Origin of the sequence: Anabaena sp. CCY 9910, from assembly GCF_963920875.1 — a bacterium.
Classification (GTDB): Bacteria; Cyanobacteriota; Cyanobacteriia; order Cyanobacteriales; family Nostocaceae; genus Trichormus; species Trichormus variabilis.
The window spans coordinates 43,646-59,197 of record NZ_CAWUDJ010000041.1 but is presented as its reverse complement, the minus strand read 5'-3'; the positions used below and the strand labels follow the sequence as shown (position 1 = coordinate 59,197).

The following is a 15,552-nucleotide window of genomic DNA, read 5'->3' as shown; positions in this document are numbered from 1 at the left end:
ATAACACTACCATATCTAAATATGTAAAGTTTTATTACGACATTCAACATTTCTGATCCAATCGTTAATAGATGGTGACGGTAAAGGCAATAATTCTAATAAACAAGTCTCTTTCTGTTCCCTACCAAGTTCCTCTATTTGGTATTGACGAATATCTTCTTTAGAGAGAATCTCTTGTCCTTTAGCAGTTAATACTGTACGAATTAATCCTTTCCATGTTGGTTGTATTGGCGCACCTGCTTGAAAACCTTCTGGCCATCCCATATCTATATGGTATTCTGCAACATCATCTATTTCTTTTTCTTCTCTTTTTGCCCATATATTTATTCTGTGATTAACGTCTTTAAAACCTCTTCCTGCTTCTTCCATGCCAATAAACCAGTACTTTCCTTGATAATTACCATATCCATAAAAAATATCAATTCTTTTTTCTAGAAGTGCATCATCAAAAAAAATTGAATTATTCATATTTAAGTGTTTATGCTTAAAAAGCAATCTTTGTTAAATCAAAAATAATTGGTAATAACAGAAATGTCTAGGGCTATAGCTATAAACTTCTTTACTTTGCGTCTACTCTGCGGGTTCCGCTTTAGCGGTATGCGCCTACTCTTCTCCTAACGGAGACGCTACGCGAACGAGAACGACTTCGTCGGATGCGCGAACAATATTAAAAAAACTTGCCTCAGAAGCATCACACCTCCAAGGCAAGCAAACTCTATAAATAATTTTTAATTCCCTAAAGTTGCTTCACTTCTGAAACTAACTTCGCCACCATATCTTTCGCACTACCAAAAAGCATTGTGGTTTTATCCTTGTAGAACAACTCATTATCTACACCGGCAAAACCTGCGCTCATTCCGCGCTTAATTACAATAGTGTGCTTCGCTCTATCTACTTCCAAAATTGGCATCCCATAAATTGGGCTAGCAGTATCACTCCGCGCCGCCGGATTGACTACATCATTTGCCCCAATCACTAAAGCCACATCTGCTTGCTCAAATTGGGGGTTAATATCTTCCATGTCATACAACTGGGTGTATGGCACATTCGCCTCAGCTAATAACACATTCATGTGTCCGGGCATTCTCCCAGCTACAGGGTGAATGGCATACTTAACATCAACACCCATCCGTTCCAATTGATCTGCCAACTCTCTCACACTGTGCTGTGCTTGAGCTACAGCCATCCCATAACCAGGGACAATCACCACAGAACGAGCATAACCCAACATCATCGCCCCTTCTTCGGGATCGATGCTGTGGACGGTTTGATCTGTTGCACCAGCAGCCCCAACACCACCAGTTGCGCTTCCTGAACCAAAGGCGCTGAACAGGACGCTAAATAGGGAACGGTTCATGGCTTTACACATGATTTCCGTCAAAATTAAACCGGAAGCCCCCACCAATGCACCGGCGATGATTAACATATTATTCATCACCACGAAACCAGCAGCAGCCGCCGCGATACCTGATAAGGAGTTCAACAGCGAAATTACCACTGGCATATCGCCCCCACCAATGGGGATGACGAACATCACGCCCAAAACTAGGGAAACAGCAACGACTGCTAAGAAGACAGGTAGGCTATCTGGTGTGACGATTAAGTAGGCGCTTCCCGCTAGATACGCACCCAGAAGCAAGAGGTTAAATGGTTGCTGTAACGGAAAGGTAATTGGCGAACCGCTAATTAATCCTTGCAATTTGGCGAAGGCGAGGAAACTACCTGTGAAGGTGACACCACCAATCAACACATCCAATAACATGGAAATATTGACATCTAAGGGTACAGGTGCGCCTGCATCCAATAACCGCCAGAACTCAGCCACAGCAACTAAGGCGGAAGCCGCACCGCCCAAACCGTTGAGTAAACCCACCATTTGGGGCATTTCTGTCATCTGGACTTTGTAGGCAGCGATCGCACCAATACCTGAACCAATCGCTAAACCTAACAAAATCATTTCATAATTGAGGACGTGCTGATCTAACATTGTGGCGACAATTGCCAACAACATCCCCACAGCCGCAATTACATTCCCGTTACGCGCTGTCGCCGGAGAACCTAATTTTTTCAAACCTAGAATAAATAAGGATGCAGCGACTAAGTACGTCAGCTGTATTCCAGTTGGTAAAAAGTCGCTCACGCTTTCATCTCCTTCTTCTTGAACATTTGCAACATTCTGTCGGTAACGAGAAACCCACCGACTACGTTGACTGTCGCCAAAATAACGGCAATCAAACCGAGAATTACAGATAAATTGGTGTTTCTTTCTCCGGCTGCTACTATCGCCCCAATCACAGCAATGCCAGAAATTGCATTTGAGCCTGACATTAAGGGTGTATGTAGAGTGGGTGGTATTTTGTTGATGACTTCAAAGCCAATAAAAGATGCCAACACAAATACAAACAAAGCTGCAATTAATGCCTCTGTCATTTAAAACTCCTTTTTGTAATTGGTAATTGGTAATTGGTAATTGGGTATTAGGGATTTATCTTTCCTATTACCTATTACCTATTAGCGAACTACCACAGCTTGCAACGCATCTTTGACACGTTGATTGCGAATTTCCCCAGCGTGAGTAATGCAAGCAGCATCAATGATGTCGTCGGTAAAATCTACTTGTAATGCTTTATCTTTAATGAGCAATTGCAGCAAAGATGTGAGGTTCTTGGAATACAATTGGCTGGCGTGGACTGGCATTGATGAAGGGAGATTAATCGGGCCGATAATTGTCACCCCATTCCAGACAATATCTTTACCGGGTTCGGTACAAGCACAGTTACCACCTTGTTCAGCAGCTAAATCTACAATCACTGAACCGGGTTTCATTTGTGCAACCATTTCTGCTGTAACTAGCAATGGTGCTTTTCTACCTGGTACTTGGGCAGTTGTAATGACTACATCAGAATTTTTGACGTGTTCGGCGACGACTTCTTGGGTGCGCTGTTTGCTGGCTTCAGAAATTTCTTTAGCATAACCACCTTGGGCTGTGGTTTCTTCTTCGAGTTTGACTTCGACAAACTTTGCCCCTAAGCTTTGCACTTCTTCTTTCACCGCCGGACGAATATCAAAGGCTTCTACCACTGCGCCCAAACGTCTAGCTGTGGCGATCGCTTGCAATCCCGCTACACCAGCCCCCATAATAAATACTTTCGCTGGGGCAATTGTCCCTGCGGCTGTTGTCAACATGGGGAAATATTTTGGTAACGCCGCCGCCGCAATTAATACCGCTTTATAACCCGCCAGTGACGCTTGTGAAGATAAAGCATCCATCGATTGCGCCCTGGTAGTTCTGGGGATCAGTTCCATACTCAAGGCTGTGACTTTACGATTCACTAGTTGCTGCGCCACTACCGGATTACCCAAGGGATTCAGGAAACTAATTAAAACAGCACCTTCCCGTAATAAATCAATCTCTAAGCGCCCATCTTCCCGTTCTTGTGGTGGGCTAACTTTCAACAAAACATCTGTTTCGCCCCATAATTTACCAGCATCACCAACAATTGTCGCTCCTGCTGCTACATAGGCAGCATCATCAAAAAATGATCGCTCTCCTGCGCCTGCTTCTACCCACACCTCTAAACCTTGTTTTACCAATCGGGCAACAGTGTCAGGATTTAAGGCTACACGTCGTTCACAAACTTCAATTTCTTTAGCAACGGCTATTCTCATGAAATCTCCTGAAGATAAATACCTAATCTCTGCAAAATCTGCAACTTTGCTTATGAGGAATGTCATTTACTCATGGCTCTTTCTTTGAGCTATGAAAAATTGATTTTCCTTTTTGATTGAAACTTGAGCGTTCCCCTTGACTCTGGTGATGCAACAGACAAAGCTTTTCTGAGCATCTGGCAAAATTTCCAATTTGCTGATAGTTGCCAATCGCTTACATATTGCAAATTCTATTTTGATACCCCAAGTTTTATCCTTCTCTTTAGCTTATTTTCGGGATTGCAAAATTTTTATGTTTCTTTTCTATTACATACCGCAATATTCAGCAAACTTATATTTTTTTAGCTTGATTGTTTTCTAACAAATGTTTAGTTATTTTTTGAATGGTTATTGATATGATTCAAGCTGATTTTTACTAATCTATCTCAACTTAACAGGCGATCGCTAATTAGATAGCTCAATTTTTATAACAAACAACCTAAATTAAGATACACTTGTACATATTTAGAAACAAAATCACTTGTTAAGTGTGTTTCTATTTACTTTAAGTACTAGTGTTTTTACTAACAGTTGTGATTCCAGAAAAAATGGCACTTTTTGCCTCCACTGAACGTCTAAAGTGTATCACATGAAGCAAAACTAACAGAAACCTTACGTAAAACCTAGATTGAGTGCTTTTATACGTAAGTCTCGTGATATCTATAAAATTACCTTGGTGGAGGAGCCTAACTATGAAACGTTTACTTTCAGCTTTAGCCGTTACTAGTTGTGTAATAGCCGGTTTACCAACTATTACCTCGGCACAAAGTCTACCTGGATTTACATTATTTAGTGGTGTTAAAAGCGAAAATCAGCTGCCCTTTCGTTTAGATTTTGGTGGACAGAGCAATAGCTGGGATAGATATATATTAAGGATTCCTGCCAATAAAATGAAATTGGCAGCTGCTCAATTTGCCATTACCTACCCGGATTACTATAAAGGAATTTTTGATACCAAAGATATTGAAATCAGAGTGGGAGACAAAAAAGTTCCTGTCTCCGAAGTGAAATGGGATAAAGAAGGTCGTCTGTTGGAGATTTTCCCAGAAGAGCCAGTACCAGCAGGTAGCAGAGTAGAGTTAGTCCTTTCCAATGTACGTAACCCAGCATTTGGCGGAACTTTTTACTTCAACTGTCAAATTCTCTCACCGGGAGATGTCCCCTTACTACGATACTTGGGAACCTGGATTTTAAGTATCAATTAATTGAGAAGATAAAGGTAATCTAGGGATAAATGCTGACTCAGCACCTACTACTCCCTAATTACCTCTTTATAGACTATTAGCTATCCACAGTGATAAGATAATAGATTGTGATTTTTTATAAAAAATCGTCTAAGAGGACAAAAGTATGCAGAGAACGCTTGGTGGGACAAACCGTAAAAGAAAAAGAACTTCTGGGTTCCGTGCCAGAATGCGGACTCCAGATGGCAGAAACGTCATCAGAGCCAGAAGAAAGAGAGGTCGTCATCGTTTGAGCGTGTAGGGTATTTTAGGCGCAAAGAATAGCTGTGGCATTGCCCAAAGCAAATCGATTAAAATCCCGGCATGATTTTCAGGCAGTTTTCCGAGAAGGGCTGAGACGAAACAGCTCTCATTTCACATTGCGAGCATTAAAACCGTCATCTGCCAAAAAGTCTTCTTTGGATACTGCCGCCAAAACCCAACCAGTAGATGACGTACAAGATATACCTAGTACGCTTATTGGTGTTTCGATTAGTACCAAAGTTAGTAAGAGAGCGGTTGTGCGTAACCGCATAAAACGGCAAATTACGGCTGCTATGCAGCAATTATTGCCGAGATTAGCACCAGGGTGGAAATTAGTAGTAATTGTGAAGCCAACAGCCGCAGAAAGTAAGTGCGGAAGCCAGCAATTTCTGCAAGAATTAGAGCAGTTGTTGGCACAAACTGAGGTATTACATGGGCATTCGTGAAGAAGTTTATTATGAAGGCGGCCCCCACATTGGGGATCTAATTTTGAATATACTAGTTGGGCTAACTGTTGTAGGTATTCCCTTAGCAGTTGGAGCAATTGTGAGAGCATTATGGTTACGCTACCGCATCACCGATCGCAGAATATCTGTGATGGGTGGTTGGATGGGACGCGATCGCTCAGACGTAATTTATTCAGAAATTACCAAGATAGTCAAAGTTCCCCGTGGTCTTGGCATTTGGGGAGATATGGTAGTTACTTTAAGAAACGGTAGTCGTTTAGAACTGCGGGCTGTTCCCAATTTCCGCGAAGTTTATGACTACATTAATGACAAAATTGCTGCCAGAAATCCTCAATATACTGCGAAGTAGGGAATAGGGAGTGGGGAGTAGGGAATAGAAGATTTGCTTATATAAAATAAAAAATTCAGAAAATTCCCCATTACCAAACACTACTCACTACTCCCCATTTATCATCTTGTGCGGCTATCCGTAGCAGAAGATAGTCCCACAGTCATCCCGATTTAGATAAATTAGATTCAGTTCAGTTTACAGTACCTCAGGTTGAATTCAGAATAATGGATTTTGGTATCGGGTTTCTCTCGAACAACGTCATGTTGCCGATCATAGACTTTTTCTATAGCGTTGTGCCGAGCTATGGATTGGCGATCGTTGCCTTAACATTGATAATCCGCTTCGCGCTCTATCCCCTGAGTGCTGGTCAAATTCGCAATATGCGGAAAATGCGAATTGTGCAACCCCTCATGCAAAAGCGGATGGCAGAAATCAAAGAGCGCTATAAGGATGATCCGCAAAAGCAGCAAGAAGAAATGATGAACGTCCAAAAGGAGTTTGGTAACCCCTTAGCCGGATGTTTGCCGTTACTGCTGCAAATGCCAGTCCTGTTGGCTCTGTTTGCCACTTTGCGGGGTTCACCATTTGCTGGAGTAAATTACTCTGTTAACCTGCAAATCTTCCCCTCTGAGCAAATCGAACGTATCCAACCTCAAGCATTCGCCACTCCCCCCCAAAATATTTACATTGCCGATGGGGAGCATACCAAAGTTACAGCCATCCTCCCTGGTGGTAATAAGTTAGCGGTAGGCGAAAAAACTAAAATTCAATATCAGACCCTAGAGGGTAAACCATTCCCAGTTCTATTGGCCGAACACCCAGAGAGTAAACTTTCGCCTGAATGGAAAATTACCAAGGGTGAAGACCGAATTAAAATCGATGCCGAGGGCAATATAGAAGCCTTACAGCCAGGAGATGTCACCATTCAGGGTACAATTCCCGGATTAGCGGCAGATAAAGGATTTTTATTCATTGATGCTTTAGGTAGAGTAGGCGCAATCGACCCCGATAACACCATCCACTGGGATATCGTGGGAATGATCGTCTTCTTTGGTATCAGCCTGTACTTTAGCCAAATGCTTTCTGGGCAAAATTCTAGCGGTGGAAATCCTCAACAGGATACGGTCAACAAAATCACTCCCGTGATCTTTTCTGGGATGTTTTTGTTCTTCCCTCTACCGGCTGGTGTACTCATGTACATGGTGATTGGTAACGTTTTCCAAACCTTACAAACCTATATCCTCTCCCGCGAACCTTTACCAGAGGAAATACAAAAAATTGTAGAAACTCAGGAAAAACAAGCGCAGGCTGAACAAAAGACATTACCTTTTGAGCCAAAAAGTTCCAAGAAAAAGACCACAGGTTAATAAATGAGCAATAATCCCATGCAGAGAGGTCAGCAGTGGTTACAATCACTGCTGGAACTCACTGGGGTATCAGCTGAGATTCACGGTAGTGTAGAAACTGCTCAATCTCACAACGAAGATTCCCAAGAAACAGATGGTTACTGGTTGACAATTGACGCAACTAATTTAAACCCACAGCAAATTCAAACTTTAATTGGTGCTGACGGCTCTGTATTAGATGCAATTCAGTATTTAGTTAATTCCACTCTCAATATCAATCAACCCCAGGAAGGACAAGCTTCCTACACCGTGGAATTGAACGGTTATAGGGTTAAACGACAAGCCGAAATTCAACAAATCGCAGAAACAGCCGCCGAGCAGGTACGTTCTACAGGTCAAGAAGTAGAGATTAAATCCCTCAGTTCTGCGGAACGGCGTTTAGTACACACTTTCCTAAAAGACTTTGGCGATTTAGAAACCTTTAGCCGTGGTAAAGAACCCCATCGTCATTTAGTTGTGCGTCCGGCTGTGAATGAATTATGAGAGGCTAGAATTTAGAGGCTAGAGGTTAGAAAACACATATTTTACCTAGTCCCCAATCCCCAGTCTGCATATTTATTCTTCCTAAAAGCTAAACTAAAAATGGATTATCAGCAGAATTGCTGATGATTGACATAAATTCTTGTAATGATGTTTTACAAATCCTATGGACGCAATCTTTATTCCGCAGCTAACTAAAGCCCCGGAGCGGACAGAGGAAGTTCAAGTTAAAGAGTTTCTGCCAGGGTTAGAGACTTTGACACCTGTACGTGGCCTTGTCCGCGTGCAGCACTATGGTAATTACCTGCAAGTCTCGGCTAAGGCAGAAGCAATTATTACTTGCACCTGCAATCGCTGCTTACAGCAGTACAATCAGCGTTTAGCTGTAGATACTCAAGAAGTTATTTGGTTGGATGAGGCTGTCGAGCAAGAGCAAAACTTACCCTTAGAACGGGAAGTAGCGATGGAAGATTTGCTAGAAACCTTATCGCCTAATGGTTATTTTTATCCCAGCGAATGGTTGTATGAACAAATGTGTTTAGCGCTGCCACAACGTCAGTTATGTGACATTAATTGTCCGGGAATTTTAACTGATAATAGCGCTGAAAGTTCAGATCAAGGAATTGATAATCGTTGGTCTGGTTTGAAGGCACTGAAGAAACAGTTACCTGGATAATAATATTTTGCCAATGCAATTTACAAGTGTTTGTAGTAAAGACTTTAGTACTGAGGAAAATTACAATTAAAGTTTTTACTACTAATACCAAGATGAAGCTGCGCCAAATAAATAATGTAGAGACGTTGATGCAACGTCTCTACAGTACAGAATAAAGTGCATCTATGGCTACGCCAGACAAGCTACATCAAGAAACGGTATAACCTGCTTTATATGCAAAATAAATTGTTCCTTGTGATATTTAGATTTGCAATAAATTAGCGATCGCCTCTGGCATGGGTAGCACAATAATCACCAATAAAGCCATTGCCAACAAACCTAAAATATCGCGTTTGGTGTCCAATTCAGTCACATCATTTAAAGCTGGTTCATCGACTAAGGGAATGAACAATAAGATAATTGCCCATACGAAAAATTCAGATTGAACTAAAGACAGCAACAACAGCAACAGGCGGGCAATTTGACCAATAAACATAGCAGTTCTTTGCCCAAACATCGCATGGACAATATGACCACCATCTAATTGCCCCACGGGCATAAGATTTAATGCTGTGACAATTAATCCCAAAAAACCAGCTACTGCGACTGGATGTAAATCAATCGCTAATTTTGCTGTTAAGGCGCTTCCTAAAGCTAATTTAGCCAGTAAAGCCACAAGGATTGAATATTTAGGATTCAGTGCATCAGGGTTTAACAAACTAGTATTTTCAGTCAGGGGAACCAAATCTGAATGAGCCAAACCCCAAATAACTAGCGGTAATGTAGCGATGAACCCGGCTAGAGGTCCAGCAATACCAACATCAAATAAAGCCTTACGGTTGGGAATTGGACTCCGCATTTGAATAAATGCACCAAAAGTTCCCAAGAAAAAAGGTATGGGGATAAAGTAGGGCAGGGTCGAGCGAATTTTATAGAATCTAGCGGTGAAGTAATGACCCATCTCATGGATACCCAAGATAGTCATTAAAGCTAAAGCATAGGGTAATCCCTGTAAAAGTAATTTCGGGTCAGATTGCAGCCTTGTAGGGTCAATCCCGGCGATTTTTACACCTACCAGAGTGGTAGTTACCAAAGTAGCCACTAACAGTAATAAAGCCAACCCTGGGCGTGTTAATGGCTCGGATTGTCTAGCATTAGCTTTAGCAGCTTGGCTGTTGGGAACCAATACAAAGAACGGCTTACCATTAAATCCTTCTTGAAAGATGAGCAAGAAGCGATCGCCAAATTGAGCTTCAATGTTAGCTCTAATCTGCTGGTAAGCTTGAGTTGGTGTAGTTCGCAACTGCCCTCGGCAAATCACCGCCTGGGGTCTATACTCAATGTTTTGGACGTAGTAAATAGACCAGGGAAAACAGTTTCGCAGCTGGGTTTCTTCCGTGGGTTCAATGGGACGTACAGGCACTGGTTCTGCGGTAGGATGATTAGCCGATTGTGATTCTGTGGTTTGGGGTGCAGTTTGTGTATCCCTCGGCAATTGCCGTCCCCACTGAAACAAAAGCCAGTATAACAAAAGGCAGATAATTGACGGCCAAAATATCAGTGCTGGCGGCGGCGGTTGTTTTACCCCATAAACTAGTGTCCATCCAGTTAAAACCAACGCAGGTGTCATCAACACCAGCCATAACAGCCAGATGGGTGTTTTGGTGATGTTAGCAACACTGCGCTGCACCATCAGATAAGTAGCTATTCCCAATAGGAGGAGAAACCAGAATGTCATGTTTTCTACAGTAATTTTGAAAAGTGCCGTGCAAGTAGTGTTAGCACCACAGCCACCGCTACAAAGCCGACCCGCGACCCCAGATTTTTAGATAAAGTTCAACAAGGTTGATTAACTTTTGGCGCGTCAGTTGTCAGTTGTGAGCCAGTAAGGTCTTGGGCGTTTCCCCCATGAGTAACTGGCGAATCCGGAAGATCAGTTGTTTTTGGATCTGGTTTCATACCTCGTCCCCTGATTGAATAGTCTTCACCCATCGAAAACCACTGACCACTGACCACTGACTACTGACAACAACAAATTCAACTCTGTAACTATATTTTCATAACTCCTCAGGTTTGGTTTTTTCTTATGTGTCCCTTACCTCAACAGCCTAGTCATGTAGCTAAGTCACCACGGGATGTCTTGGACGGTATTTTTGCTTTTCCACCAAATCGGGACACATTAGGGGGAACCTCTTATCTCATTGTAGGAAATGAAGGGAATATCCTCATAGATTGTCCCGCCTTAGACCAAACAAATTTAGATTTTTTGCGATCGCATGGTGGCGTAAAATGGCTATTCCTCACCCATCGTGGCGCTATTGGGAGAACAGCAGAAATTCAACAAAATTATGGCTGTGAAGTTATGATTCAAGAACAAGAAGCCTATTTGCTACCAGGCTTAACTGTTACTACCTTCACTCAAGAATTTGACCTCACCCCCACAGCCAAAGCTATCTGGACACCCGGACACTCTCCAGGCTCCTCTTGCTTGTACTATAACTACCAGGGCGGTGTACTATTTTCCGGTCGCCATTTACTTCCCAACCAACAAGGCGAACCCGTTCCGTTACGCACCGCTAAAACTTTTCATTGGCCCCGACAAATTAAGAGCTTACAAACAATCTTAGAAGCCTTTACCCCAGAAACCCTGCAATACATCTGTCCCGGTGCTAACACTGGTTTCCTCAGAGGTAAACGCTCTATAGATACAGCCTACCAGCGCCTATCCTCCTTGGATTTAAAAGCTTTACTCCAAACACAACCGCTAATTTAGGGACTTCTAGATCAAAAAATGTCTCAAGTGTAGGGTGCGTCAGTGCAAAAAAACTAGCTGTACCGAGAAATTATTCATACTGACGCACCCTACTAATCGTCAATTTGGCATAATTTATGTTTTGGTCTTTCCTTAAGAGAGTGGGGAGTTACTGAGAACTTATCACTCCCCCAGCCTCCTAGCTTTTATTCCCAATCCCGGCTACTACAGAATTTTTACTCAACAGATCCAATGCTGCTTGATATTGCAAATCTGTTTCTGTGGCAATTTCATCGCGGGTGAGTATTTGCTGGGTAACAACTGTATCCGGTTTAATGCCTAACTTGTTAATATCTCTGTGATTAGGAGTTTCATACTTAGCAATTGTCACCGCCAAGCCAGAACCATCGGATAATTCAAATAAAGACTGGATTAAACCCTTGCCAAAGGTAGTTTCACCCACCAACTGAGCGCGACCGTTATCTTGGAGTGCGCCGGCGAGAATTTCGCTAGCACTGGCGGTTCCTTGGTTAACTAAAATTATTAATGGATCATCTGTCAAAGCAGGGCCAAAGGCTTCAAAGCTACCCTGAATACCTTGGCGATTGACAGTGTAGACAATTGTGCCGGAATCTAACCACTGACGGGCAATCTCAATGCCGGCTTGCAGTAAACCGCCTGGATTATTTCGCAAATCCAAAATGTAGGCAGCAGCACCTTTTTTCTCTAGACTAGAAATAGCGTGTGCTAATTCCATTGAGGCATTGGCATTGAATTGAGTGAGGCGAAGATAGCCGAAAGACTTACCTTCGGGGGATGAACGTAATTCTGCCACAACAGGATTAAGAGCAATGCGATCGCGCACTATTCTGATTTCTTTTTCCCCTTCTCCGTCACGTTCAATTACAAGGGTGACTAAACTACCTATGGGGCCGCGCATCCTGGTGGCTGCTTCATCAAGAGTCAAATCTGTCGTGGAAATGCCTTCAATTTTCACAATGTGATCGCGCGGTTTAATACCCGCTTGATCTGCTGGCGAACCCGCAATCGGAGAAACCACTTCCAACTTTCCACTCTGTGGATTTAAGGCGATTTGTAAACCCACTCCGGTCAGTTCTCCAGAAGTACTAACCTGTAAGCTGCGGTATTGCTCAGGGTCTAAAAATCTCGTAAAAGGATCACCTAAAGTCTTGAGCATATTCTGAATCGCCCCATAAGCAGCTTTATGGTCTGTAAGGGGCTTTTCCAATGCCTTCTGTCTCACATTCGCCCAATTTTGATGGTTAAACGTCTCATCCAAATAAGAGCGATTGACAATTCGCCACACTTCCGAAACTAGTTTCTGTTCCTCTGTCAATGCTGTGGCTGGTTGAACTACTACTCCTACAGCCAAACTCAAAGCCACCAATAGCGAAAATCCTAGCCGAAAAAACTGTTTTTGCATGAACCCCATTTGCAGTTTTACCTCAACCGAAATTGCCTAGAATTGCCCAGTTGCATGATCAATAATGAAATCTATCTCTCGACTATGTTACTTTTTTTATAGAAGTGGTGCATTATTCTCATCAAGTTGTTAAGGCAGCTGATATTAGTGCATCCCCTTTACCAAAAGGATTATGATCTACTTTGTACCCACCAATCGGGTTGGCTTGCAAAGAGAACGCAATATATTCCATATTTACAGAGTGTTAAGTTTGTGAAAACTCTTGACATTCTGCAAGAGTGAAAAACAGACGAAAAACTCCTCTTAAAAGAAAATCCCAAAATTGCCAATTGGGAGATTGAATCAACCGCAACCGATTTTTAGGAACTTGAGATTGTATGGCCAACGTTTACGACTGGTTTGAGGAACGCTTAGAGATCCAAGCAATTGCTGAAGATGTCACAAGCAAATACGTCCCTCCCCACGTCAACATCTTCTACTGCTTGGGTGGTATTACCCTAGTTTGCTTTCTAATCCAGTTTGCCACTGGATTCGCTATGACGTTCTATTACAAGCCAACAGTTGCTGAAGCTTACTCCTCCGTTCAATACATCATGAACGAGGTGAACTTCGGTTGGTTAATTCGTTCCATTCATCGCTGGTCTGCCAGCATGATGGTGTTGATGATGATTCTGCACGTCTTCCGCGTCTACCTAACTGGTGGTTTCAAAAAGCCCCGTGAATTAACCTGGGTAAGTGGTGTGATCCTAGCTGTCATCACCGTTTCTTTCGGTGTTACAGGCTATTCTCTACCTTGGGATCAAGTAGGTTACTGGGCTGTGAAAATCGTTAGTGGTGTACCAGAAGCGATTCCTGTAGTCGGTGTACTCATCTCCGACCTACTGCGTGGTGGTTCCAGTGTTGGTCAAGCAACCCTGACCCGCTACTACAGCGCCCACACATTTGTACTACCTTGGTTGATTGCAGTATTTATGCTGTTCCACTTCTTGATGATCCGCAAGCAAGGTATTTCCGGGCCTTTGTAATCCAGCAACCAGTTCTCAGAGCCAGTAGTTTGTTTTAAACTGATGAAAAATCAGCAATTAAGACTCATAAGTCAAAAACACTAGTATCTGAAACTCAAAGCTGTTAAAAACCTCAATAAAGGTTTGACCAAGGCTTTAACTGAATTTTAAGCAGGAGAGCGCATTCAAAAATGGCTACACAAAAAAAACCCGATCTGAGCGATCCTACGTTAAGAGCTAAACTCGCCAAAGGCATGGGTCACAACTACTATGGTGAACCAGCTTGGCCCAACGACTTGCTGTATGTATTCCCAATTGTAATCATGGGTTCATTCGCTTGTATCGTGGCTCTAGCCGTACTAGACCCCGCTATGACAGGCGAACCAGCAAATCCTTTCGCTACACCACTGGAAATTTTACCAGAGTGGTATTTGTACCCAGTATTCCAAATTTTGCGATCGCTTCCTAACAAATTGTTGGGAGTATTAGCAATGGCTTCTGTACCTTTGGGACTAATCCTCGTTCCCTTCATAGAGAACGTCAACAAGTTCCAAAACCCCTTCCGTCGTCCAGTTGCAACCACAGTGTTCTTGTTTGGAACCTTGGTAACTCTGTGGTTGGGTATTGGTGCTGCGTTACCATTGGACAAATCTTTGACCTTAGGATTGTTCTAAGCTAGTCACCTAGAAGCTTCTTGACACCTGTAGGTTTCAGGAGCGCATATCTGGAAGTTATGATGTCTAATGACAAATCACCCTAAAGGTGTATGTAGTCGAAAATGCCATTCATATCAAGGATATGCGCTCTTGAAAACACCACACAGGTGTCAATTTTAGTGATAGGGGTTGCTGAGATAAAGTTCCTAGTGTTGACCAATGACTAATGACCAAATTAAATTTTTAGCTTTGGATACAAAAAATCATCCAAAAACTAAAATAGACTGAAGACGATAGATTACATAAAATTCTTACTCATAATTACATGAAACCTACGGTCAATGCTTGGCATAATGCAGCACGACCATTTAACAATTAAGAGCGAACTGAAGCTCCTTAACCAAGTACAACAATGGTTTGAGGACTTTTCCCTAAAATATCTGTCTCAACTCGGCTGGACAGAAGGTCAACTTTATCGCCTCAACTTAGCACTAGCGGAGGGTTTTACAAATGCAGTTCGTCATGCACATCGTACTTTACCGCCAGAAACGACCATAGAAATTGAGGTCAGTCTATGGATTAACAAAATAGAAATTAGAATTTGGGATCATGGCAACCCGTTCGATCCTGATGCGATCGCTGAACCAGTACCAGGTACTCTACAGGTGGGAGGCTATGGCTGGTTTCTCCTCCGACGCTTGGCTGACCGTGTAGTCTATGAACGTAGCGAGGATGGTAGAAATTGTTTGGTCATAGTTAAGTATGCCAAGGAAGGGCAATATTAGGGAAATGAGGGAAGATGAGTAATAATTTTTACTTAGGCACATCTAGATAAAAAATATGAAAAATATACAAGGGTGCATCAGTGGGATAGAACCTAACCACACTCAGAAACTATTCATACTGATGCACCCTACCAAAACTACCAAAACTTCAATTAACCGAGTAGAGTGCTTTTCACTTAAAGCATTTTTGTATAAAAAATTATACTTATAGTAGTAGAGTTAGCATACGAGTTGCTGTGAATGCTTTGTTAAAATTAGGCAAAATTATTGTAGGCGGGAAATTGAACTGAGATGTTTATCGATAGAATAAACCCTCAGTAATTCTTCCCTAGCCTGCTGTAGCTCTTTATTGGTCAAAGAGGAGATAGGGAAGAGAA

General features: G+C 42.5%; 17 protein-coding genes. 11 read left to right on the top strand and 6 right to left on the bottom strand.

The window, feature by feature from the left end; all coding sequences use genetic code 11:
* Positions 1-15 precede the first annotated feature (15 nt).
* The 4 genes from ACM5QX_RS23520 to ACM5QX_RS23505 all read right to left on the bottom strand — a co-directional run bounded on the left by ACM5QX_RS23520 (position 16) and on the right by ACM5QX_RS23505 (position 3,669).
* Entirely contained in the window at positions 16-468 is a 453-nt protein-coding gene (locus tag ACM5QX_RS23520) for a hypothetical protein (RefSeq protein WP_414755752.1), read from the bottom strand.
* A 268-nt stretch (positions 469-736) separates the two neighbouring features.
* Positions 737-2,140: an NAD(P)(+) transhydrogenase (Re/Si-specific) subunit beta gene (locus ACM5QX_RS23515; RefSeq protein WP_414755751.1), complete on the bottom strand. Its 1,404-nt coding sequence runs from the start codon at positions 2,138-2,140 to the stop codon at positions 737-739.
* Entirely contained in the window at positions 2,137-2,430 is a 294-nt protein-coding gene (locus ACM5QX_RS23510) for an NAD(P) transhydrogenase subunit alpha (protein ID WP_414755750.1), read from the bottom strand. The genes ACM5QX_RS23515 and ACM5QX_RS23510 overlap by 4 nt, the downstream gene beginning before the upstream one ends.
* An 81-nt stretch (positions 2,431-2,511) precedes the next feature.
* A complete protein-coding gene (locus tag ACM5QX_RS23505) occupies positions 2,512-3,669 on the bottom strand; it encodes a Re/Si-specific NAD(P)(+) transhydrogenase subunit alpha (protein ID WP_414755749.1) in 1,158 nt (385 codons plus the stop codon).
* Between the two features lie 731 nt (positions 3,670-4,400).
* Between ACM5QX_RS23505 and ACM5QX_RS23500 the strand changes: the two genes are divergently transcribed.
* From ACM5QX_RS23500 to ACM5QX_RS23470, 7 genes are all read left to right on the top strand, one after another.
* Complete coding sequence (locus ACM5QX_RS23500) at positions 4,401-4,913, top strand: DUF2808 domain-containing protein (RefSeq protein ID WP_414755748.1); 513 nt, start codon at positions 4,401-4,403, stop codon at positions 4,911-4,913.
* A gap of 145 nt (positions 4,914-5,058) precedes the next feature.
* Positions 5,059-5,193, top strand: a complete 135-nt coding sequence (gene rpmH, locus ACM5QX_RS23495) for a 50S ribosomal protein L34 (protein ID WP_010997562.1) — start codon at positions 5,059-5,061, stop codon at positions 5,191-5,193.
* Positions 5,194-5,218: 25 nt separating this feature from the next.
* Positions 5,219-5,641 (top strand): ribonuclease P protein component, encoded by a 423-nt coding sequence (gene rnpA, locus ACM5QX_RS23490; protein ID WP_414755747.1) that lies wholly within the window; start codon positions 5,219-5,221, stop codon positions 5,639-5,641.
* Positions 5,628-6,011 (top strand): PH domain-containing protein, encoded by a 384-nt coding sequence (locus tag ACM5QX_RS23485; protein WP_011320155.1) that lies wholly within the window; start codon positions 5,628-5,630, stop codon positions 6,009-6,011. The genes rnpA and ACM5QX_RS23485 overlap by 14 nt, the downstream gene beginning before the upstream one ends.
* A 206-nt stretch (positions 6,012-6,217) precedes the next feature.
* Entirely contained in the window at positions 6,218-7,360 is a 1,143-nt protein-coding gene (gene yidC, locus ACM5QX_RS23480) for a membrane protein insertase YidC (RefSeq protein WP_011320156.1), read from the top strand.
* Between the two features lie 3 nt (positions 7,361-7,363).
* Entirely contained in the window at positions 7,364-7,882 is a 519-nt protein-coding gene (locus ACM5QX_RS23475; protein ID WP_011320157.1) for a protein jag, read from the top strand.
* Positions 7,883-8,045: 163 nt separating this feature from the next.
* A complete protein-coding gene (locus ACM5QX_RS23470; RefSeq protein WP_414755746.1) occupies positions 8,046-8,555 on the top strand; it encodes a YceD family protein in 510 nt (169 codons plus the stop codon).
* A gap of 241 nt (positions 8,556-8,796) precedes the next feature.
* Here ACM5QX_RS23470 and ACM5QX_RS23465 read toward each other — a convergent pair whose 3' ends face one another.
* Positions 8,797-10,272 carry a site-2 protease family protein gene (locus ACM5QX_RS23465; protein WP_011320159.1) on the bottom strand — a complete coding sequence of 492 codons (1,476 nt, stop codon included), beginning with the start codon at positions 10,270-10,272 and terminating at the stop codon, positions 8,797-8,799.
* Between the two features lie 348 nt (positions 10,273-10,620).
* On the opposite strand from ACM5QX_RS23465, the gene ACM5QX_RS23460 reads away from it, so the two are divergent.
* Entirely contained in the window at positions 10,621-11,307 is a 687-nt protein-coding gene (locus ACM5QX_RS23460; RefSeq protein ID WP_414755745.1) for an MBL fold metallo-hydrolase, read from the top strand.
* 178 nt (positions 11,308-11,485) lie between these two features.
* On the opposite strand, the gene ctpA is transcribed toward ACM5QX_RS23460, so the two are convergent.
* Entirely contained in the window at positions 11,486-12,739 is a 1,254-nt protein-coding gene (gene ctpA, locus ACM5QX_RS23455; RefSeq protein ID WP_414755744.1) for a carboxyl-terminal processing protease CtpA, read from the bottom strand.
* Positions 12,740-13,107: 368 nt separating this feature from the next.
* Between ctpA and petB the strand changes: the two genes are divergently transcribed.
* From petB to ACM5QX_RS23440, 3 genes are all read left to right on the top strand, one after another.
* A complete protein-coding gene (petB, locus tag ACM5QX_RS23450) occupies positions 13,108-13,755 on the top strand; it encodes a cytochrome b6 (protein ID WP_010997571.1) in 648 nt (215 codons plus the stop codon).
* A 170-nt stretch (positions 13,756-13,925) separates the two neighbouring features.
* Positions 13,926-14,408 carry a cytochrome b6-f complex subunit IV gene (gene petD, locus ACM5QX_RS23445; protein ID WP_011320162.1) on the top strand — a complete coding sequence of 161 codons (483 nt, stop codon included), beginning with the start codon at positions 13,926-13,928 and terminating at the stop codon, positions 14,406-14,408.
* Between the two features lie 323 nt (positions 14,409-14,731).
* Positions 14,732-15,175: an ATP-binding protein gene (locus ACM5QX_RS23440; RefSeq protein ID WP_414755743.1), complete on the top strand. Its 444-nt coding sequence runs from the start codon at positions 14,732-14,734 to the stop codon at positions 15,173-15,175.
* Positions 15,176-15,552 lie beyond the last annotated feature (377 nt).